The organism is Glycomyces sp. TRM65418 (assembly GCF_019710475.1).
In the GTDB taxonomy this organism is placed as follows: Bacteria; Actinomycetota; Actinomycetes; order Mycobacteriales; family Micromonosporaceae; genus Glycomyces.
The window spans coordinates 1-20,606 of record NZ_JAJFAX010000005.1 but is presented as its reverse complement, the minus strand read 5'-3'; the positions used below and the strand labels follow the sequence as shown (position 1 = coordinate 20,606).

The 20,606-nt window shown below is 69.5% G+C and carries 19 protein-coding genes and 2 tRNA genes; 14 read left to right on the top strand and 7 right to left on the bottom strand.

Going from position 1 to position 20,606, the window contains the following annotated elements; translation table 11 throughout:
* The first annotated feature begins 51 nt into the window (after positions 1–51).
* From K3N28_RS12410 to K3N28_RS12390, 5 genes are all read left to right on the top strand, one after another.
* Entirely contained in the window at positions 52–1,416 is a 1,365-nt protein-coding gene (locus K3N28_RS12410) for an AI-2E family transporter (RefSeq protein ID WP_228092846.1), read from the top strand.
* Positions 1,413–3,428, top strand: coding sequence for an ATP-dependent DNA helicase (locus tag K3N28_RS12405; RefSeq protein ID WP_228092845.1), 2,016 nt, complete (start codon positions 1,413–1,415; stop codon positions 3,426–3,428). Before K3N28_RS12410 ends, K3N28_RS12405 begins: the two co-directional genes overlap by 4 nt.
* Positions 3,429–3,770: 342 nt before the next feature.
* Complete coding sequence (locus K3N28_RS12400) at positions 3,771–4,400, top strand: DUF47 domain-containing protein (protein ID WP_228092844.1); 630 nt, start codon at positions 3,771–3,773, stop codon at positions 4,398–4,400.
* A gap of 1 nt (position 4,401) precedes the next feature.
* The gene (locus K3N28_RS12395) at positions 4,402–5,415 is read left to right on the top strand and encodes an inorganic phosphate transporter (protein ID WP_228092843.1); all 1,014 of its coding nucleotides are present in this window, start codon (positions 4,402–4,404) and stop codon (positions 5,413–5,415) included.
* A gap of 49 nt (positions 5,416–5,464) precedes the next feature.
* A complete protein-coding gene (locus K3N28_RS12390; protein WP_228092842.1) occupies positions 5,465–6,211 on the top strand; it encodes a hypothetical protein in 747 nt (248 codons plus the stop codon).
* A gap of 28 nt (positions 6,212–6,239) precedes the next feature.
* Here K3N28_RS12390 and mshD read toward each other — a convergent pair whose 3' ends face one another.
* The 3 genes from mshD to K3N28_RS12375 all read right to left on the bottom strand — a co-directional run bounded on the left by mshD (position 6,240) and on the right by K3N28_RS12375 (position 8,306).
* Positions 6,240–7,175, bottom strand: coding sequence for a mycothiol synthase (mshD, locus tag K3N28_RS12385; RefSeq protein WP_228092841.1), 936 nt, complete (start codon positions 7,173–7,175; stop codon positions 6,240–6,242).
* A gap of 155 nt (positions 7,176–7,330) precedes the next feature.
* A tRNA-Ser gene (locus K3N28_RS12380) sits at positions 7,331–7,422 on the bottom strand.
* Between the two features lie 38 nt (positions 7,423–7,460).
* Positions 7,461–8,306, bottom strand: coding sequence for a ferric iron reductase (locus K3N28_RS12375; protein ID WP_228092840.1), 846 nt, complete (start codon positions 8,304–8,306; stop codon positions 7,461–7,463).
* 257 nt (positions 8,307–8,563) lie between these two features.
* Between K3N28_RS12375 and K3N28_RS12370 the strand changes: the two genes are divergently transcribed.
* Both K3N28_RS12370 and K3N28_RS12365 read left to right on the top strand, forming a co-directional pair.
* Entirely contained in the window at positions 8,564–9,373 is an 810-nt protein-coding gene (locus tag K3N28_RS12370; RefSeq protein WP_228092839.1) for a CPBP family intramembrane glutamic endopeptidase, read from the top strand.
* A 76-nt stretch (positions 9,374–9,449) separates the two neighbouring features.
* Positions 9,450–9,540 (top strand) — tRNA-Ser (locus tag K3N28_RS12365).
* A gap of 913 nt (positions 9,541–10,453) precedes the next feature.
* Here the strand turns inward: K3N28_RS12365 and K3N28_RS12360 are convergent.
* Positions 10,454–10,969 (bottom strand): CGNR zinc finger domain-containing protein, encoded by a 516-nt coding sequence (locus K3N28_RS12360; protein ID WP_228092838.1) that lies wholly within the window; start codon positions 10,967–10,969, stop codon positions 10,454–10,456.
* A 132-nt stretch (positions 10,970–11,101) separates the two neighbouring features.
* Here K3N28_RS12360 and K3N28_RS12355 point away from each other — a divergent pair, with 132 nt between their 5' ends.
* Both K3N28_RS12355 and K3N28_RS12350 read left to right on the top strand, forming a co-directional pair.
* On the top strand, positions 11,102–11,560 hold the full coding sequence (locus K3N28_RS12355) for a hypothetical protein (protein ID WP_228092837.1): 459 nt from the start codon (positions 11,102–11,104) through the stop codon (positions 11,558–11,560).
* A complete protein-coding gene (locus K3N28_RS12350; RefSeq protein ID WP_228092836.1) occupies positions 11,557–12,102 on the top strand; it encodes a putative glycolipid-binding domain-containing protein in 546 nt (181 codons plus the stop codon). The genes K3N28_RS12355 and K3N28_RS12350 overlap by 4 nt, the downstream gene beginning before the upstream one ends.
* An 87-nt stretch (positions 12,103–12,189) precedes the next feature.
* Here K3N28_RS12350 and K3N28_RS12345 read toward each other — a convergent pair whose 3' ends face one another.
* Positions 12,190–13,332, bottom strand: coding sequence for a HAMP domain-containing sensor histidine kinase (locus K3N28_RS12345; protein ID WP_228092835.1), 1,143 nt, complete (start codon positions 13,330–13,332; stop codon positions 12,190–12,192).
* Positions 13,329–14,000: a response regulator transcription factor gene (locus K3N28_RS12340; RefSeq protein ID WP_228092834.1), complete on the bottom strand. Its 672-nt coding sequence runs from the start codon at positions 13,998–14,000 to the stop codon at positions 13,329–13,331. Before K3N28_RS12340 ends, K3N28_RS12345 begins: the two co-directional genes overlap by 4 nt.
* 141 nt (positions 14,001–14,141) lie before the next feature.
* Here K3N28_RS12340 and K3N28_RS12335 point away from each other — a divergent pair, with 141 nt between their 5' ends.
* From K3N28_RS12335 to K3N28_RS12315, 5 genes are all read left to right on the top strand, one after another.
* Positions 14,142–14,639: a hypothetical protein gene (locus K3N28_RS12335; RefSeq protein WP_228092833.1), complete on the top strand. Its 498-nt coding sequence runs from the start codon at positions 14,142–14,144 to the stop codon at positions 14,637–14,639.
* On the top strand, positions 14,636–15,694 hold the full coding sequence (locus K3N28_RS12330; protein ID WP_228092832.1) for a peptidoglycan-binding protein: 1,059 nt from the start codon (positions 14,636–14,638) through the stop codon (positions 15,692–15,694). Before K3N28_RS12335 ends, K3N28_RS12330 begins: the two co-directional genes overlap by 4 nt.
* The gene (locus K3N28_RS12325) at positions 15,691–16,359 is read left to right on the top strand and encodes an ABC transporter ATP-binding protein (protein WP_228092831.1); all 669 of its coding nucleotides are present in this window, start codon (positions 15,691–15,693) and stop codon (positions 16,357–16,359) included. The genes K3N28_RS12330 and K3N28_RS12325 overlap by 4 nt, the downstream gene beginning before the upstream one ends.
* Positions 16,346–17,515: an ABC transporter permease gene (locus tag K3N28_RS12320; protein ID WP_228092830.1), complete on the top strand. Its 1,170-nt coding sequence runs from the start codon at positions 16,346–16,348 to the stop codon at positions 17,513–17,515. Before K3N28_RS12325 ends, K3N28_RS12320 begins: the two co-directional genes overlap by 14 nt.
* A 634-nt stretch (positions 17,516–18,149) precedes the next feature.
* Complete coding sequence (locus K3N28_RS12315) at positions 18,150–18,314, top strand: hypothetical protein (RefSeq protein ID WP_228092829.1); 165 nt, start codon at positions 18,150–18,152, stop codon at positions 18,312–18,314.
* A 458-nt stretch (positions 18,315–18,772) separates the two neighbouring features.
* Here the strand turns inward: K3N28_RS12315 and K3N28_RS12310 are convergent, their stop codons facing one another.
* The gene (locus tag K3N28_RS12310) at positions 18,773–20,092 is read right to left on the bottom strand and encodes a LacI family DNA-binding transcriptional regulator (protein WP_228092828.1); all 1,320 of its coding nucleotides are present in this window, start codon (positions 20,090–20,092) and stop codon (positions 18,773–18,775) included.
* Positions 20,093–20,606 lie beyond the last annotated feature (514 nt).

Genomic DNA, 20,606 nt, shown 5'->3' with positions numbered 1-20,606 from the left:
CGAACCGGTACCGTACGTGTTGACGTTGCACCCGCGTCCTTGGGAGAGACCGTGAGCCGATTCCGCCGCACCGCCGCACGCGCGAGACAGCTGTGGGTCGGCATGCGCCTCAACCCGGTCACCGAGCGCGCGCTCGCCAGTCGCGAATCCGATCCCGAGCCCGACATCCCGAAGGTCACCGCCGGCGACATCCCGCCCGAGCTCGACCAGGCCGGCAGCGGCGAGCACCCCGAGCGCCGCTACGTCCCCCTCGGTCTCGCCATCGGCGCGGCCTGGTCCTGGCGGCTGCTCGTCATCGGCGCCATGATCGCCGTGATCCTGTTCCTGCTCAGCCAGGTCACGATGGTGATCATCCCCGTCGCCATCTCCTTCCTCCTCGCCGCCATGCTCCAGCCGCCCGCCGCCTGGCTCATCCGCCACGGCTGGAACAAGTCCCTCGCCTCGCTCCTCATGCTCGTGGCCGGGCTCGCCGCCGTCAGCGCGATCCTCACCTTCGTCGTCCAGCAGTTCATCGCGGGCATCCCCGACTTCTACGACTCGATCCTGACCGGCCTCAGGGACGCGCAGGCCTGGCTCGAAGCGGGCCCGTACGGCCTCGACGGCAAGCAGGTCGCCGTGTTCCTCGCCGACATCCAGGACAACATCACCAGCTGGTACGACGAGAACCAGCAGACCATCGTCCAGACCGGCCTCGACGTCGCCGGATCGACCGCCTCCGGCCTCGGGAACTTCGTCGCGGGCCTGTTCCTGGTCCTGTTCACCACGTACTTCTTCATCCGCGACGGCCGCAGGATCTGGACGTTCCTGACCGGAATGCTCCCGCGCACCGCCGCCGACCCGCTGGCGTACGCGGGCAGCGCCGGCTGGTCGACGCTCGTGCAGTACATGCGCACCATCGTGGTCGTCGCCGCCGTCGACGCGATCTTCATCGGCCTGGGACTGTGGCTCCTCGGCGTCCCGCTGTGGCTGCCGCTGACCACGCTGATCTTCCTGGGCGCGTTCATCCCGATCGTCGGGGCCACGATCTCCGGCGGCGTCGCCGTCGTCGTCGCCCTCGTCGGCACCCCGAACGGCCTCGTCACCGCGCTCATCGTGCTCGGCATCGTCCTCGCCGTCCAGCAGCTCGAGTCGAACCTGCTGCAGCCGTTCCTGATGAGCCGCGCCGTCAAGCTCCATCCACTCGCGATCGTCCTCGCCGTCACCGCGGGCGGCTTCGTGTGGGGCGTCATCGGCGCGCTCGTCGCCGTCCCGCTCCTGGCGATCGTCAACGGCACCGTCCGCGCCCTCAACCGCTACCTGGAGGCCCGCCGCGAGGCGCAGGCCCGCGGCCTCGACGGCGAGGAGGCCACCGCCGAGGCCGTCCGCGCCAGCACCGAAACCGCCGACGGCGACGAGCCCGCGGCCGAGCGCGCATGAGCGCCGACAAGGAAGCCCTCGCGATCCTCGACGCGGCCGTCGCCGCCACCCCCCACGGGCAGGCGCGCGAAGGCCAGCGGGAGATGTGCGCGGCCGTCGCGAACGCCGTCGACTCCGGGAAGCACCTGCTCGTGCAGGCGGGCACCGGCACCGGCAAGTCCCTCGCGTACCTGTGCGCCGCGCTCGCGGCCGGGAAGCCCGTGGTCGTCTCGACCGCGACGCTCGCCCTCCAGCACCAGCTCGTCGCCGTGGACCTGCCGCGGCTCGTCGAGGCCGTCGCGCCGGTGCTGGGCCGCAAGCCGTCCTTCGCGCTGCTCAAGGGCCGCCACAACTACATCTGCAAGCGCAAGATCGCCGGCGAGGAAGAGGACGACGACGGCGCGATCGAGGGCACCGAGCAGCTCAAGTGGGCCGGCCGGCAGGCGTCCTTCGCCAAGCAGGTGCAGCGCCTGTTCGACTGGGCGAACGACACCGACACCGGCGATCGCGACGACCTCGACCCGGGCGTGAGCGACCGCGCCTGGAAGCAGGCCTCCACCTCGTCCTCGGAATGCCCGGGCGCGAAGGACTGCGCGCAGGGCAGCGACTGCTTCGCCGAGTGGGCCCGCGCCCGCGCCCACGAGGCCGACATCGTCGTCACCAACCACGCGCTCCTGTCGATCGACATGATGAACGAGCGCAGCGTCCTGCCCGAGCACGCCGTGCTCATCATCGACGAGGCGCACGAACTGGTCGACCGCGTGACCGCCGCGGCGCGCGCCGAACTGCATCCGGCCCGCCTGCGCTGGCTCGCCCAGCGCGGCCGCCGCCTGATCGACGCCGAGGTCGCCGACGAGCTGCGCGAGGCCGCGGACGCGCTCGAGGGCGCGCTCACCGCCGCCGGGGAGCGCCGCTTCACCGGCGAGCTGCCCGGGCCGCTCGTGGAGGCGCTCAACCTCGTCAACGGCGCGTGCGTCAAGGCCACCACGCACCTCGGTTCGCTCGACTCGGAGACGAAGAAGCAGCTGAGCGCGCAGCAGCTCAAGGCCGGCCTGGTCGAGACGATCGAGACGGCCGGGCGCTGCGTCGGCCCCGCCGGGGACGACGTCATCTGGTCGGAGCCGAACGGGCCGCAGCTCGTCGCCGCGCCGCTGTCCGTCGGCGGTCTGCTCTCGGCGATGCTCTACGAGGACCGCACGGTGATCGCCGCGTCCGCGACGCTCACCCTCGGCGGCCGGTTCGACATCGTCGCCCGCAACCTGGGCCTGCCCGTCGACAAGCCCGACAAGAAAAAGGCCGGGAAGAGCGACGCCGCGTCCGGGGAGGGCGAGCGGTCCGAGGGGGCGTCGGGCGTCGGTTGGTCCTCACTGGACGTCGGGTCGCCGTTCGACTACCGCAAGCAGGGCATCCTCTACGTCGCCGCCTCGCTGCCGCGTCCGACCGCCTCGGGACTGTCCGAGGAGGCCGGCAAGGAGATGCTGCGCCTGGTCGAGGCCAGCCGCGGCGCGACGCTCGGCCTGTTCTCCTCGAAGCGGGCCGCCGAGTCCGCCGCCGAGCTGCTGCGCGCCCAGACCGACTTCGACATCCTCCTGCAGGGGGAGGAGACCCTCGGGAGCCTCGTCAAGCGCTTCAAAGAAGAGGAGTCCACGTGCCTCCTCGGGGTCATGAGCCTGTGGCAGGGCGTGGACGTGCCGGGCATGACCTGCCGCCTGGTCGTGGTCGACCGGATCCCGTTCCCGCGCCCGACCGAGCCGCTCACGGCCGCCCGCTCCGAGGCCGCCGACGCGGCCGGTCGCTCGGGCTTCGCCGAGGTGTCGGTCCCGGCCGCGGCGATCCGGCTCGCCCAGGGGGCGGGGCGGCTCATCCGCCGCACCTCCGACCGCGGCGTGGTCGCGATCCTCGACTCGCGGTTGGAGACCAGTCGCTCCTACGGCCGGTTCCTGCGCGACTCGCTGCCGCCGTTCTGGTACACGACCAAGTCCGACTCGGTCATCGGCGCGCTGGGGCGCCTGGCCGAGACCGGCGTCGAATAGCCCCGCCGCCGAAGCCCGACCGCGCCTGCCGCGCGGCGGCCGTGCCGCGGTGCGCTGATTAACGGGGAGTCGTTCGGGGAACTCGGTTCTCCCGCCCGGCACCGGGCGTCCGCGTGGCGGCCGCAGGGCGCAGCGGCAATTGAAGGTGAACATAAGATGAATTCAAATGAAAGGTTTGTATAACCCCAGCATGGAGCGGTTTCGTGGAGTCACGCACAGGCAACTTCACAAGCTTGTTTCGTGTTCACCTGGATGTTAACTTCACGAAGACGAAATCCAGCCGTCCCCTGAGCCGCTCGGTACAGTGAGGACAGCCCGACGACTGAAAGACTGAGGTGTCCAGTGCGTTTCTCGCTGAAGCCCCAAGAAGGCGCGTTCTACGCCTTCTTCACCGAGGCCGCAGGGAACATCAAACGCGGCGTCACGATCCTCTCCGAACTGGGGGAGGACAAGCCGGATTTCCAATCGATCTCCGAGCGCCTCGTCGATGTCGAGCACGACAACGACCTGCTCACCCACCGGCTGTTCAACAAGATCAACTCCACGTTCGTGACGCCGATGGACCGCAACGACATGCACGAGCTCGCCGGCAAGCTCGACGACGTCCTCGACCACGTCGAGGCCGCGGCCAACCTCGTCTACCTCTACGGGCTCTCCGAACTCCCCGCCATCCCGCGGGAGATGATCGAGCAGATCACCGTCCTGGACAAGCAGGCCGACCTCCTCGCCCAGTACATGCCCAAGCTGAAGGGCCTCAGTCCCTCCATGAAGGAGTACTGGGTCGAGTGCAACCGCCTCGAGAACGACGGCGACCGCGCCTACCGCATGCTGCTCGTGCGCCTCTACTCGGGCGAATACGAGACGCTGACCGTCATGAAGCTCAAAGAGGTCGCCGACGAGCTCGAAGCCGCCTGCGACTCCTTCGAGCACGTGAGCAACGCGATCGAGACCGTGTACGTCAAGGAATCCTGACGTGGACGCCAACCTCATAGCAGTGGTCGTGGCCATCGCCGCGGCCCTTCTGTTCGCCTACACGAACGGCTTCCACGACTCCGCCAACGCCATCGCCACCTCCATCTCGACCCGGGCGCTCAAGCCCCGGACCGCCCTGGCGATGGCCGCGATCGGCAACTTCATCGGCGCCCACCTCGGCGGCGCCGTGGCCAAGACCGTCGCCGACGGCCTGGTGGACCTGCCGGTCTCCATGACCGGCCTCATCATCGTCATCGCCGGCGTCTGCGGCTCCATCGGCTGGAACTACATCGCCTGGTGGTTCGGCTGGCCCATCTCGGCCTCCCACTCCCTCCTCGGCGGCGTCGCCGGCGCGACGCTCGTCGCCAGCTGGCTCGTCGGCGGCGCGGAGGTCCTCTGGATGGGCTTCCTCACGAAGGTCGCCCTCCCCACGGTCGTCTCCCCGCTCGTGGGCTTCGGACTCGGCTTCCTGGTGATGCTCGCGGTCTACTGGATGTTCCGCAAAGGCCGGCCCGACAAGCTCAACCGCGGCTTCCGCCACGCCCAGACCGTCTCGGCCGCCGCCATGGCCGTCGGCCACGGCATGCAGGACGCGGCCAAGACCATGGGCATCATCGTCCTCGCCCTCTACGTCGGCGGCTACCAGGACAGCGCCACCGCCATCCCCGAATGGGTCTACATCGTCTCGGCTCTCGCGCTGGCCCTCGGTACCTACCAGGGCGGCTGGCGGATCATCAAGACCCTCGGCCGCAGGATCATCGACCTGCACCCGCCGCAGGGCTTCGCCGCCGAGACGGTGGCCTCGTCGGTGCTGTTCGCGAACACCCTCATCGGGGCCCCGATCTCGACCACGCACATCATCACGTCCTCGATCATGGGCGTGGGCTCCACGGGCGGCAAGCGCGCCGTCAGGTGGGGCGTGGCCCGCAGCATCGTCACGGCCTGGGTCCTCACGTTCCCCGTGGCGGCCCTGGTGGGGGCGCTGCTGTACTTCCCCGTCAGCTGGATCTTCTAGATTCGCGATTGCGCCGGGAACGCCCCCCGCTTCCGCTAGCGTGGGGGGCATGTCCATCCAGCGCTTCGGGAAATGGGACTTCAGAGCGGTCGACTCGACGTCGGCCGCTCGTGCTCTCACCCGCCTCCGCCGGCAGGGCGCGCCGGCCGAGCCCGAACGGGCCGCGGCCGTCGTCCTGCTCCGCGAGGCGCCGCTGCGCGTGTTCCTGCTGCGGCACGCCGCGAAGGAGCCCTTCGGGCTGCCCCAGATCGTCCGCACCGACCTCGTGTCGGTCAACGTCCGCGAACGCTGGGCGCACCTGGACGACGGCGCCGCGAACCGCCGCAGGGGCCCGCAGTACGGCTTCCCGGGCGGACGCTACAAACCCGACGACCCGGACGTGGCCATGACCGGCCAGCGGGCCGTCGAGGAGGAGACCGGCGCCATGATCGCCCTCCAGCGGGCCTGGTCCCGCTGGGTCACGCCCGAGTACGAGCCCGTGCGGTTCGACTCGTGGGTGTACGTCGCCACCCTCGCCGAGGGCTTCCAGCCGCGCACCCGCGTGCGCGAGCCGGAGTACGCGACGTGGATCGGCCCCGAGCAGGCCGTGTGCCAGTTCGGCGGCCAGATGTCGACGCCCGAGGCCACCACGCTGGCGGAACTCGCCCGGTTCGCCACGGTGGGCGAGGTCTTCGCCGCGGCCGAGCAGCGCGACATGTCGCCGATCCTGCCCCGGCTGGTGGTGAGCGGCGACAGCGCCCGGCTCGTGTGCCCGGACGAGGAGGGCTATCCGAGCCACCCCCTCGCCGGCGCCTGAGCCGCCGAGCGACCGGGGCCGCCGCGCCTCAGCGCAGCCGTTTCGTCCACTGCACGTCGGTGCGTACGATGTCGAAGCCCTGCGAGCGGTACAGCTTGACCGCCTTCGTGTTCGACTCGTCGGCGTACAGGTCGACCTGCCGGATGCCATGCGCCGCAAGATGGGCGAGTCCTGCGAGCGTCAACGTCCGGCCCAGGCCGGTGCCCTGGGCCCGCGGGTCGACGCCCAGGACGTACACCTCGCCGACCCCGTCCTCCACTTTGGTCCAATGGAAGCCGAGCATTCCGTCCTCGTCCTCGGCCACCAGGAGTCCGTCGGGGTCGAACCAGGTCTCGTCCTCGCGTGCGGCCAGATCCGCTGCGGTCCAGCGCCCCTGCTCGGGGTGGCTCGCGAACGCCGCCGCGTTCACCCGCAGCCATTCGGCCTCGTCCCGTCCGACCCGGAAGGGCCGCAACCGCACTCCTTCGGCGACGTGCGCCGGCGGCGCTTCGCCGATCGGCCAGTTCCTGCCGATGCCCTCCGGCCACGCCGAGGGCCACGCGAACCCGTCGAGGTCCCGCGAGAACTGGAACAGGCCGCGGTCGCGCGCGAAGCCGCGGGCGGCCGCGAACGCCTCCGCATGGGGCCGGTCACCGTGCGCCCAGACCCGCAATTGCGTGATCTCCGTCTCCAACCAGTCGGTGACCTCCGCGAGGAGCGCGCTGCCGACCCCCTGCCGCCGATGGGCCGGATCGACCGCCAACTCGGCCTCGGCGCCGTCGCCGACCGTCTCGACGCCCGCATACGCGATCACCGATTCTTCTTGCCGCACAAGGAAATGCATCCGACTCGGCGACGGCTCGCGGGAGAGGCCGAGGGTGGTCTGCTCGTTGAACGGCGCGACCCCGTCGGCCTCCTCGCAGCGGTGCGCCATCGTAACGATTCTGTGAACATCCCGACCCGGAAGTGAAGCATGTTGCGCCATGGGGTTACCCTATTCCTGGACTCAGCACCGTGCCGGGGTGCTGAGTCCTTTTTCATGCCCCGGGTACGGCGGAACCCTTGGCGCACGACCGAAATCGACCGTTGTGAACCCAGGGAAGGCCATTCGTCGGCATTGTCGCGACTTGCGGTGCATGATGGCGGAGAGGGTGGGATTCGAACCCACGGTGAGCTTTGACACCCACGGCGGTTTTCAAGACCGCTGCACTAGTCCACTATGCGACCCCTCCAGGCCCTTTGAGGCAAGCGCCAATCTACCAAACCGCGGTCAGCGCCGCTCGGTGCGGACGCAGCAGGTCGAGCACGTGCGGTCGCCGTCGATGGTGAGCGCCAGACAGCAGGTGCGGCGCCGGTAGACCAGCCGGCCCGCCTCGTCGGCGCCGACATCGACCAGGTCGCCCACCTCCAGCGCGTCCAGGAGCGTCTTCGCGAGCACCTCGTCCGGGTCGGGCACGACCTGCGCGATCGACGCGACCGCGTACGCCACGCCCGAGGCCACCGAGCCCATGAGCGTCCGCCTGCCGACCCGCACCCGCGCCAGGAACGCCTCCAGGACGGGCGCGAGGTGCGCGTCGAACACCGTGGTGCGCAAGCGGTCCAGCAGGACGGCCTCGTCGGCGACGACCTCGACGTCCGGGTGCGGCGCGCTCGGGTCGTGCGGCAGCGCGAGGAAGCGCGGCCGGATCTGGCGCACCGAGAACATCGGGGCGTCGTCGGCGACGCTGAAGACGGTGTTGGCGGCGTCCATGACCGGGACGCGGCGGCCGGCGAGGTAGCCGAGCACGACGGGGGCGAGGGTCCAGTAGCAGTAGGTCTTCCACGCCAGGGCCGCGTGCGCGTGGGGCGAGCCGCCCCACAGCGCGGCGGCGGTGCCCATGAGCTCCTCGATCCGCTCGCCCGCGGCCAGTTCGGCGGCGGGGAAGGCGGTCGCGCGAGCGGACGGGCCGCTGCCGTCGAGCCAACCGCGGAGGCCCGCCAGCGGGTGGGGGCTCACCTCGCGCTCGACCCGGTCGGCGACGGCGCGGAGCGAACCGATCGGGTCCGGAGGCAGGAACGGGCGGCGTCCGAGTGCGGCGGTGCTCAGGACGTGAGCCTCCGCAGTCGCGAGCCGCATGGCGTACCCCTCTCAGGTAAGGACTGGCTAACCTTATCTGACGCTGCGGCCGAAGTGTCAAGAAACCGACAGACACCGGCCTGCGACGGGGGGTAGGAAAGCGAGGTGCCGCGAGGGTGAGCGTCGCCGAGTGGGATGAGCCTCACAGCACCTCGCCTCGTCGATCGAGCATGCGCCCGGTGAGGGCGGGCGCGTCGCACACCGAGTGCGTCGGGCGCGTCGAGGGGCCCGGGAGCGGCCTCTGGCACTCTGGTCCCATGACGAACCGCCCCGATGCCGTGCTCGCCGACGACCCGGAGGCGTCGGCCGCGCGGCTCCTGAGCCCGCGGACGATCCGCCGCGAGATCTGGATCGTCCTCGCCGTCTCCCTGGGGGCCAGCGCGGTCTGGTCGATCGTCAGCATCGTCGGCACGCTCACCGAGCCCGGCGGCCTCGCCGACAGCGTCCAGTCCATGAACTCCGCGCGGGCCGAGCCGGAGCGGCCCTGGTACGACCTCGCGCAGCAGCTCGTCAGCCTCGCGCTCGCGATGGCCCCCGTCGCGCTGGCGCTGCACTTCCTGAGCCTCGACCAGCGGGACCCGTTCCGGCGCATCGGCCTGGACGCCCGCCGCCCCGGTTTCGACCTGCTCGGCGGCGCCGCGTTGGCCGCGTGCATCGGCGTCCCCGGCCTCGGGCTCTACCTCACCGCCCGCGCGCTGGGCCTGAACGCGGCGATCGCCGCGGCCAACCTCAACGACGTGTGGTGGGCCGTGCCGATCCTCGTCCTGGCCGCGTTGAAGGCCGCGATCCTCGAAGAGGTCATCGGCGTCGGCTACCTCGTCACCCGGCTGCGCCAGCTCGCGTGGCGGCCCGCCGCGATCGTCGGCGCGCACGCGCTCCTGCGCGGGACCTACCACCTCTACCAAGGCTTCGGCGGCTTCGTCGGCAACGCCGTCATGGGCGCGGTCTTCGCCCTGTGCTTCCTCCGCTGGAAGCGCACCGGCCCGCTCGTGGTGGCCCACACGCTGCTGGACATCGCCGCCTTCGTCGGCTACCTCGTGGTCGCGCCGCGCGTGAGCTGGCTCTGATTTCCCCCAAACCCGCTTGGAACGGCGACGACCGGCCCGGTATGCTCTGTGCTTGGTACGTGCTCCGGCGCGTCCTGGAGGATTCGCATAGTGGCCTAGTGCGCCCGCCTGCTAAGCGGGTTTCGGGTGATACCCGATCATGGGTTCAAATCCCATATCCTCCGCCATTAAGCCCCGCTGACCTGCGTGAACGCAGGGCCGGCGGGGCTATTCGCATCTAAGACCTTCGAATCTTGGGGCAAGAGTTCGACAGTGGGCGAAATCAGGCCCCTGAACTGTGAAAACTCTCTGTATCCGGTGCGGCGGGTCCAGCTGTCGCCTGCCAGTTCTCTGCCTAAGTTTCGGTATGAAGATGAACGTGGCTCAGCTCCGTTCACCCATTGAGGTGGTACTTCCGGCCTGCTTCCCATATTCTGGAATGATCCAGATTATTGGATGTTCTACCTGCGAAAACATCAGATGCCGATCCTGGAGGAATTTCGGTGCTGCCGATAGGTGTGATCGTCGGGTACTTCGGGCCTGCCCGGCGGCTGTGTGAACGGGTCGACCGTCGCCGTATGAGCGCGCCCATGCCAGCCACGCCCGGGCTGATTCGGTCTGGCCGCTTGGAGACGGTGGCATCGATCTGTGCTTTCGAGCCGGTCGCGGTATGTCGTGAGCAGGCGCCCCCGCTCCCAAGCTTCGGCTTGGCGATCGAGTTCCTTCGCGAAGAGGTCCTCGATGGCGCGATCCCGCTCGAGGGCCGCTTCCGCTTCCCGGGCTGCCTCTCCAGCGGCCCGAGCGAAGGCTGCCTCGTCGGTATGCGCTTGATCGGCCGCGGCTTCCGCGGCGTTGAGCGCGACTATGGGCTTTTGGGGCCCTGCCGGTCGTGGTGCTCACGTCGAGCTAGGAGTGCCGGAGCGAATACTGCAAGAGAACGAATGACCTCGGCTCGATGCTCTGCTGGCGCTCCCCCAAGTGCGCGTCGAACCGCTGCCCGCAGGCGGCCCCGACATCCGGAGCGCCTCTAGGCCGCGAATCGAGACCGATCCGCGCCATTGAGTCGCTCATGGACTTATGCGGACGCCTGCCGAGCGGTGGTTACCTTGTCGCGCGGGTGCGTTCGCGGTGCGCGCGGACCTTGGCGATGCCCCCGCAGGAGCGTCCCCCGGGGCCGCCCGCGGTCATCAGGCACCAGCGCTTGCTGGCGTTACGGCTGTGGTCGTAGAAGACCCAGCGGCAGTCGGGACAGGCCTTGAGCCGGTGCCAGCGGCCGGCCGCGATCGCCTCCAACACGGCCGCAACATGATCCGCGGCGTGCCCGCCGCCGGTGAACGCGATGGCGTCGTCGACGACCCGGGGGCGGATGTCGAGGCGCTCGACCCAGTCGTTGACGATCGCAGCGGTGTCGGCGTGATGCTCAACGGCCTGGCGGAGATCGTCGCGGAGCGACCGGAGCTCTTTTCGCCGTGTGCGCGGCAATCCTGCCTGGTCGGCGTATGCCTCGAAGCGGTCCTCGGCCTGACGGGTGTCGTTGGGAATCAACCAGGTGTTGAGCAGCGTGCGCACCGGTTCGAGGGCGCCGGGCGCCTCCTGGTCGCTGGAAGTGTTAACCACTCAATAAATATATCGGTATACGCTGGCATGTGCGCGTGTTAACCTGCTTTCAGGGTAGATGGTTACAACGAGGCCTCATCGCCGCTCACGGAACTGCTCGCCACCGGACCCCACCCCGGACTCGGACCGGGCTTGGCGCTGTTCGGCCAATTCATCGGCACCTGGGACTTGCGGGTCCGCTTCTTCGACCGGGATGGGGCGGTCGTTTCCGACGAGGCGGGAGTCTGGTCGTTCGGGTGGGTTCTTGACGGCCGCGCGGTCCAGGACGTCCTGATCTATCCACGGGCGGGCGAGGACCACGTCGGAGCGCGGAGCATCGGCACCTCGCTGCGGCGCTACGACCAGGTGACCGACACCTGGAGCGTGATCTGGATCGGGGCGGTCTCGGGCACGCAGATCGCCCTGACCGCCCGCGCCGCAGGTGACGGCATCCTTCTGGAGGGCCCCGACGTGGACGGCAGCCCGCTGCGCTGGACCTTCACCGACATCACCCCTGAATCCTTCCACTGGCAAGGCCGCATCCAGGACACCGACGGCACCTGGCGCCTCGAACAGGACATGCGTGCCCGACGCAGGCCGGAGGTGTCATGAGGCGCCAGATCATGTGGACCGCCCGGCAATGGCCCGGAAGCGAGCACCTCGACCTGCAAGTCGGCCACGATGGCGTCGTCGCCGACGGCCTCATCATCGTCGCGCCTACGGGCGAGCCGATCAGGCTGGCGTATCGGATCGAATGCGACCGGGCCTGGCACACCCGCAAAGTCACCCTCGAACGTCATGGTCATGAACGGACGACCCTCGACCACAACGAGCACGATCACTGGATCGTCAACGGCCGCGAACGCTCCGACCTGACCGGGTGCACCGATGTCGACATCGCCTTGACGCCGTTCACCAACACCCTCCCCATCCGCAGACTGGGTCTCAACCTCGGGGACGCCGCGGACCTGCGCGTCGTCTACATCCGGCCCGAGGCCGACCTGACGATCGAACCGGCTGAGCAGCGCTACACCCGCCTCGACGCCGGGTACCGCTACGAGTCCGGGAGTTTCCGCGCCGACCTGGCCGTTGACCGCGACGGCCTCGTCACCGACTACCCCGGCCTCTGGTCCATGGAGCAACCCAGCGCATAAGGGCTCCTGCCTTGCCGGGGCCCTCAATCCAGGCCGGCAGTCGGTCGGGTTTCCCGACGAAGCTCAGGACCTGGAGCGGGCTCCATGTCAAGGGGTGAACTCGACCGACACGCGCAATCCTCCGCCGCGCCGGGGCAGCGCCTTGACCTCGGCTCCGTGGACGCGGGCGATTGAATCGACGATCGAGAGGCCCAGACCCACGCCTTGGGCCGAGTCGACCCGGTCGCGGCCCTCGCCGCGGCGGAACGGCTCGAACAGGGCGTCGACTTGGTAGGCGGCCACGACCGGCCCGGTGTTGGCGACCGTCACCACGGCCCGGCCCTCGCACGCCGAGGTGACGACCCAGACGTCGCCGCCTTCGTGGTTGTGCCTGATGCCGTTGGCGATCAGGTTCTCGACCAGGCGCTCTAGGAGTATCGCGTCACCGCGTGCGACCGCGATCCCGGTGTCGAGGCGCAGCACCACGTCAGTTCGCTCGGCCTCGGATCGCAGCCGGTCCGCCACATGGATGACGATGTCCGAGAGATCGACTGGGGACCGGTCGAGCGCGGCGTGCTCGGTGCGGGCCAGGGTCAGCAGGCCGTCGATCAAGCGCTCGTGGCGGTCGTTGACGGCCAGCAGGTTCTCGGTGAGCGTCCGCAGTCGCTGGTCGGCCGCAGGGTTGGCGGCCGCGACCTCCAGCAGGGTGCGGTTGATCGCCAGGGGCGTCTTGAGCTCGTGGGAGGCGTTGCCGACGAAGCGCCGCTGTCCCTCGAAGGCGCCGTCGAGGCGGGCGAGCATCTCGTCGAAGGTGTCGGCGAGGCGCTTGAGCTCGTCGTTCGGGCCTTCGAGGTTGATGCGCTCGTGAAGACTGCGATCGGCCACGCGGCGGGCGGTGCTGGTGATCGCGTCGATCGGGCGTAGCGCCCGGCCCGCGATGAGCCATCCCGAGACGACCGCGAGCACCCCGACGACCACCAGTGCGGCCACCGACCACAGCAGGACCTGGTCCAGTGCGGCGTCGTTGTAGGCGGCTTGGCGGTCGAGGAGGTCTTGGAGGACGGCTTCGCGGCCGGGGATGTCGGGGATGGTCGACAAGTCGACCGAGGTCTCGGCCCCTTCGAGCCTCAACGTGATGAGGTTGTTCTGGATCCGGTCGCTCACTACGAGGTAGACGGCGGTGATGACGACCGCCCCGGCCGCGAAGAACACGGCGGCATACCACAGGGTGAGCCTGGTGCGGAGCCTCATCCTCGGGCCTCCTTCCTGACCACGTAGCCGGATCCGGGGACGGTCTCGATCACCGGCGGGTCGCCGAGCTTGCGGCGCAGGTTCATCATCGTCACCCGCACCACGTTCGTGGCCGGGTCGATGTGCTCGTCCCAGACCTTCTCCAGCAGCCGCTCGGTGGAGACGACCCCGCCGTCGGCGCGCAGCAGCTCCAGCAGCACCCCGAACTCCTTCTTGGACAGCGGAACGTACCGTCCGCCGCGGAACACCTGGCGCCTGACGGTGTCGGCGGCGATCCCGGCGCGCTCGATGACCGGCGGCGGGGCCGGGACGGCGCGACGCGCGAGCGCCTTGACGCGGGCGACCAGCTCGGCGAACGCGAACGGCTTGCCCAGGTAGTCGTCGGCGCCCAACGAGAGGCCCTCGACCCGGTCGCGCACCTCGGTGGCGGCCGTCAGCATCAGCACCCGCGTGTGGTGCGGGCCCGTGACGATCTTGCGGCACAGGTCGTCACCGCCCACTCGCGGCAGGTCCCTGTCGAGAATCGCCACGTCGTAGTCGTAGGCGGCCAGGCGCAGCCGCGCCGAGTCCCCGTCGTAGCAGACGTCGACGGCCATCGCCTCGGCACGGAGTCCCTCGGCTATCCCGTCAGCGAGCATCGCCTCGTCCTCGACCACCAGCACACGCATACCCCGTCCTCTCGTCAGGTCCGACCGCAAGTGTGCTCCGGTTCGCGTAAGGCCGACGTAAACGATTGCCTTGACGCGAACCACACGCCTCCGCGGCTTCACTTGGCCCCACGAATCCGAAACCCTTCCAAGGGAGAACTGATGAGAAGGCTGATGTTCGCAGCCGTGGCCGCAGTGGCGCTGCTGGCCGCGGCCTGCACCGACGAAGCGTCCGGCGACGACGTGGCCAGCGTCGAAGGCGGCGGCAGCGAGACGACAGCGGAGGCGGAACAGGACGTTTCCCGCGAGGAGGCAATGGTGAACTACGCCGGCTGCATGCGGGACAACGGCGTCGAGGAGTTCCCCGACCCCGGCGGCAACGGCCTGCAGATCGGCCCCGAGATCGTCGACGATCCGGAGTTCGAGGCGGCGCAGGAGGCTTGCCAGGACGAGCTGCCCGATCAGGGCGCGCAGCCGGGCCCCGAGCAGCAGGAGGCGATGGTCGAGTTCTCCGGCTGCATGCGGGACAACGGTGTCGAGGAGTTCCCCGACCTCACCGGCGGCGGCGGGATCAAGATCGGACCCGAGATCGCCCAGGACCCCGAGTTCGAGGCCGCCATGGAAGCGTGCCAGGAGATCATCGAGGAGATGCACGGATGAAGCCGAAGCGAATCCTGCTGCCGAGCGCAGCGGTCGTCGCGGCCGCGGCGGTCGCGGTCGCATTCACGTCCTACAACGGCGCGGCGACCGCCGAGAACCCCGAATCCCCTCCCGGTGCCACGACTGAGGTGCAGCGCCGGGACCTGGCCCGTTCCGACGAGGTCGACGGGACCCTCTCCTACGGCGAGGCCGACACCCTCACCGGGACGCTCCCCGGCACCATCACGTGGATGCCGGACGTCGGCACCGTGATCGAGGCCGGTCAGGCCCTGTACGACGTCGACAACCGGCCGGTGGTGCTCATGGACGGTACGCTGCCGATGTGGCGACCGCTCGTCCCGGGTGTCGAGGGCCCGGACGTGAAGCAGTTCGAGCAGAACCTCGCCGACCTCGGCTACGACGGATTCACCGTCGACGACGAGTACACCGATGCCACCGCCGACGCGGTCGAACGATGGCAGGACGACCTCGATGCGCCCGAGACCGGCACCGTCGCAGTCGGGGAAGTGGTGTTCCTGCCGAATCCGGCGCGGATCGCCGACCACACCGTGACCGTCGGGTCGGCCGCGAACGGCCCGATCATGGCCTACACCGGCCGCGACCGGCATGTGACGCTCGAACTCCAGGTGAGCGACCAGGACCTGGCCAAAGAGGACCAGGCGGTCACGGTGGCCCTCCCCGACGGCACCGAAGTCGCCGGCACGGTCACCGACGTCAGCTCCTCGATCACCGCCGCGCCGACCCAGGAGGGCCAGCCGGCAGAAGAAGAGGAAGCCGCCATCGAGGTCACCGTCGCCGTCGACGACCCCAACGCCGTGGGCGACCTGGAGTCGGCCCCGGTCAAGGTGGAACTGGTGGCCGAAGTCCACGAAGACGTCTTGGTCGTCCCCGTCGAGGCGCTGCTGGCGCTGCGCGAGGGCGGCTACGGCTTGGAGGTCGCCGAGAGTGAGTCGACCGAGCTGATCCCGGTCGAGACCGGGATCTTCGCCTCAGGACTGGTCGAGGTCTCCGGCGAAGGGCTCGAAGCGGGCACGCAGGTGGTGATCCCCGAGTGAGCGTCGTGACCCTCGACTCGGTCTCCAAGACCTATCCGGGCGTGGTCGCCCTCGACGACGTCTCCCTGGGCATCGACCCCGGGGAACTGGTGGCGATCGTCGGGCCCTCCGGCTCGGGAAAGTCGACGCTGCTCAACCTCGCGGGCACCCTCGACCGGCCCACCTCGGGCCGGGTCCGGGTCGCCGGCGAGGAAGTCGCGGAATTGTCCGATCGGCGGCTGTCGAACCTGCGGGCCGAGGCGCTCGGGTTCGTGTTCCAGTCCTTCCACCTCGCCCCGGGCGTGCCGATCCTCGACAACGTCGCCGACGGCCTCCTATACACCAAGCGGCCGCGCTCGGCGCGGCGCGAACGCGCGGCGGCGGCCCTGGAACGGGTCGGCCTGGGCGACAGGATCCGCAGCAGACCCCATGAGCTGTCCGGCGGCCAGCGCCAACGGGTTGCGATCGCCCGCGCGATCGTCGGCGAGCCGCGACTGCTGCTGGCCGACGAGCCGACCGGGAACCTCGACAGCGCCTCCGGCGAGGCGGTCATGGAGCTGCTGCGCGGGCTCAACGAGGCGGGCACGACGGTCGTGATCATCACGCACGACCGCGAGATAGCGGCGAGCCTGCCGCGGCGCATCGAGATGCGTGACGGCCGGGTGGTGCGCGATGCGGTGGGCTGACATCTGGCGGACCGGCGCCTACGGGCTCCGCGCGAGGCCGATGCGCGTGGTGCTTTCGGCGATCGGCATCGCGATCGGCATCGCCGCGATGGTGGCCGTCGTCGGGATCTCGGCATCCAGTTCGGAGGATCTGAAGCAGAGGCTGGACGCGCTGGGCACCAATCTGCTCACGGTCGCACCGGGCCAGTCGATCTTCGGGGAAGCCTCGCAACTGCCGCTCGAGGCCGAGCCGATGATCGAACGTGTCGGCCCGGTACTCGAGACCTCGGCGACCGGACTGGTCGACGCGGCCGTGTACCGCACCGACCGCATCCCCGAGATCGAGACCGGCGGCATGACCGTGCAGGCCGCCAGGCCGGACCTGCTCGACGTGGTCGCCGGGGAAGTGGCCGACGGCAGCTGGCTGACCGGGGCCACCGAGGACTTCCCGGCGGTCGTGCTCGGCGCCGACGCCGCCGCCAAGCTCGGCGTCTCGGCCGACCCCGACGTACAGGTGTGGCTGGGCGGACAGTGGTTCACCGTCGTCGGCGTCCTCGAACCGGTCGCGCTGGCTCCCGAACTGGACACCGCGGCGCTGGTCGGCTGGGAGTCCGCCGAAGAATATCTGGGCTTCGACTCCCACCCCACGACCGTGTACACGCGGGCCTCCGACGCGGCGGTCGGCGACGTGCAGGCGGTACTGGGCGCGACGGCCAACCCCGAGCACCCCGACGAGGTCGAAGTCTCGCGGCCCTCAGACGCCCTGGTTGCGGCCGAGGCCGCCGAAGAGACCTTCACTGGGCTGCTGCTCGGCCTGGGTGCGGTGGCGCTGCTGGTCGGCGGCGTCGGGGTCGCCAACACGATGGTGATCTCGGTGCTGGAGCGGCGCGGCGAGATCGGTCTGCGCCGGTCCCTGGGGGCGACGAGGGGCGACGTCCGCAGCCAGTTCCTGGCCGAGTCGCTGCTGCTGTCACTGCTCGGCGGCGCCGGCGGGGTCGCGCTCGGTTCGACGATCACGGCGGCGTACGCGGCCTGGCAGGGCTGGCCGCCCACGATCCCGGCCTGGGTGCTGGGCGGCGGCGTGGCCGCCACCGCCATGATCGGGGCGATAGCAGGGCTCTACCCGGCGATCCGGGCCTCGCGCCTGTTCCCGACCGAGGCGCTCACGGCGCCGTGACAGGAATGCGGCGGGCGCCTTCGCGGCGCCCGCCGCTCGGGGCGAGAACTGGCTCCCGGCGTGCCAGGTCTCGTTCGGGGCGAGACAGCCCGAACCGGGGACAGTGGCGGTGCGGTCGATCAGATGCTTGTCCGAACGACTCCAGCGGATCAATTACCTGGTTGCGTAGGACTTCTTCCGGTTTTCCTCTGCCCGATGCGTGCCTCTCGAGGAACTTGGAACCCGCCTCCCTAAGCGGGTTTCGGGTGATACCCGATCATGGGTTCGAATCCCATATCCTCCGCCACTCTCACGTAGAGCGATGTGCACGGCCTGCGGGGACACTGGCACAAAGGACAGTGTCCCCGCAGTCGTCTTCGCACCTTCGCGAGTAGGTGCGAAAATCTGACGTTCGTGGCCTCTGGCCTGCCGAAACGCTGCTTATCCGACTCCTCGTCGCCAGCTGTGGACAGTGCTGTCCGGCGGCCGCCAGCCGGTTTTCCGCCGGGATCATGGTTTTGCGGTCGGCCCGCTCGTGCCGCGACCTCGCCCGGGAGTAGGGCACTTCGATCTTCAAGGTCTCGGCCTTGACCGGGCTCTGGGACCGGGGAACTCCTGGTCGATGGCGACGGTGTAGGCGAAGCCGTCGATTCCGATGCACTTTGCCCTCACGCTGGTGGTGGGCGCGTTGGTGATAGGTCCGATGGTCATGCTGCTCGGCCGGTTGGTCTGCGACGTTCCGGCCTCGCTCGACCGCGGTAGCGGCGACGGCTTGGAGGATCAGCAGGCTGCGCCGGCGCTGCTCTTGGGGCACGGCTAGCCGGTTCTCGTCGTCGCGCAGGCGAGCGATGACCGGGTGGGGTCGGTGCAGACGGTCGGCGACCGGTACCGGCGGCGAGCTTGCGGGCCGCATCGGGGTGGATGGAGGCGACGAGCCGAATGACCGAAGTGCCGTTGGCGGTGATGCTGGTTCGTTCCCTCCACGACTCCTATCGGCCGGTGTCGCGAGTGCCCTCGTTCGGTTCGAGGTCCTCCATGCCGCCAGGGGGAGCAGCAGAACGCTGCGGCCATTCACACGCGGGTCGGCCTCGGGTGCCGCACGGCGTTCCCCCAAGGCTCCCAGGGACAGCCATTATTGGATCCCCGACCTTGTTCGTGCAGCCACTTGAGCCAGAGGACAAGGCGCCGGGCCAGGACCACGCGTCTCGCGGGACACCGAGGGCCCACGCCATCTATCGTTTCCTGTCGATGCGGTTCAGTGTCGGAAACGTTCGTGGATCATGATGACTGGGGTCTTGGAGCAGCGTCACGCGGCGGTGCGGTGCTGGATCGGACCATCAGCGTGGTGGCCAGTTCGATGCGGGTCTGCGCGAGCGGTTCGTCTCCGGTCTGCTCGAGGATCAGCCTGGCGGCGGTCGCGCCGATTGTCGCGAACGGCTGCCGCACGGTCGTCAACTGAGGTCCGCTGAACACCGCGTACGAGATGTCGTCGAAACCGACCACCGCCAGGTCGTGGGGGATGCGCGCGCTGGCCTGCCGAGCCGCCTCATAGACGCCGAGCGCCTGCAGGTCGTTGCCGCACAGCAGCGCCGTCGGCGGGTCCGGCAGCGCCAGCAGATCCCGGCCGTGGTCGACACCGTCATCGAACGAGAACCTCGCCCCCGTGCGCACCAGGCTCTCGTCAAGCGGTGCACCGGCGCCCGCCAGGGCCATGCGTGCTCCTTCCAGCCGATGCTCGGCGCACGACAGGCGTCGCGGCCCGGTGATCACCGCGATCCGCCGATGGCCGAGTTCGAGCAGGTGCCGGGCGGCGGCGATGGCGCCGCGCCGGTTGTCGGAAGCCACCGAGGGCACCGGGTGCACCGTCTCGCCGGGCGGGTCGAGGGCGACCATCGGGATCCCGCTCGCGCTGAGGAGCTCGTGCTGTTCCGGAGTGAAGCCCAGGTGCGCGACGATCACTCCCATGGGGCGACGGGCCAGCAGCTCGCGAACCCAGTCGCGGCCGGCCGCCTCTTCCTGGCGCGCGTCGGTGAAACCGACCGCCAGGCCGTGCTCGACGGCGACTTCCCTGGCGCCGCGCATGATCTCCGCGGCGATGTGGCCGATGAGGCCGCAGAAGACCACCTCGATACACGCGGCCCGCACCACTTTTTCCGGACGGTGATAGCCGTGCTCGCGCAGGAGCCACTCCACCCGGTGCCGGGTCTCGGACGCCACGCCCGGGCGTCCGTTGAGGATCTTCGACACCGTCGGCGGCGACACTCCGGCCAGGCGCGCGATGCTCGCGATCGTCAACCTGCCGCTCCCTCGTTCACCATTCGAGGCGGCTTCGGCCTCCTCGGTCGGACTTGGCGGTCGGGCCGGTTCCGCGGCTTGCCGGCTCTCCTGGGTCCGGCGCTCCGCTACTTCTCCGAGGAGCCGGGCGCGCGTCTGCTCGGCGCGCTGTGGCGCCTCCGGCCCGGCGGGCACGGTCTCCACGAGGTAGCGCCGCTTCTTCGTCTCCGGATCGCGTCCGGCGTAGACCCTGACCCGCAGCGATCCGCTCGGGAGGCGCTCGATCTCTCCGCGGGCTCGCCTCGGCCCGGTACCGGCCGTCATGGAGCCACCCTAACGGGATGCTCCACATGTCCATGCTCCATATGTCTCCATGTATGGCTCCACAGGGCGGATCCCAACGTACAAATTCGACAAACTACGGCACAGGCCACGGTGCAACACGGGTCAAAGGTTCGAGTCATGTCATTTCACCGGCTTTCGTATCTCTGGTCACGCTGTCAACTCGAGCTGCGCGAGGCCAGTGCAGTGCTCTCCGGTACCGGGGCCAGGTCGAACGGCGAATGTTGCCTTCAAGCCTCGACGAAATGCAAACGATTGCCGGATTGTATCGGTCAATGCGCACCTGACCTCCTCTGATGATGACCGGCGAAGCGAAGCCGAGGGTCGGGGGCGCCCTGTTCGAAAATGTTTGCAATCGGTTGCCTAAGAAACCTTGACCCGCGGCAACCCCTTTCCTTAGTCTCATAGATATACATCTATTCCTCGATTGGGAGGTAGATCAATGAGACTAAGACGAACATTCGCACGTCGACTTGGGACGGTGCTCACCGCAGTC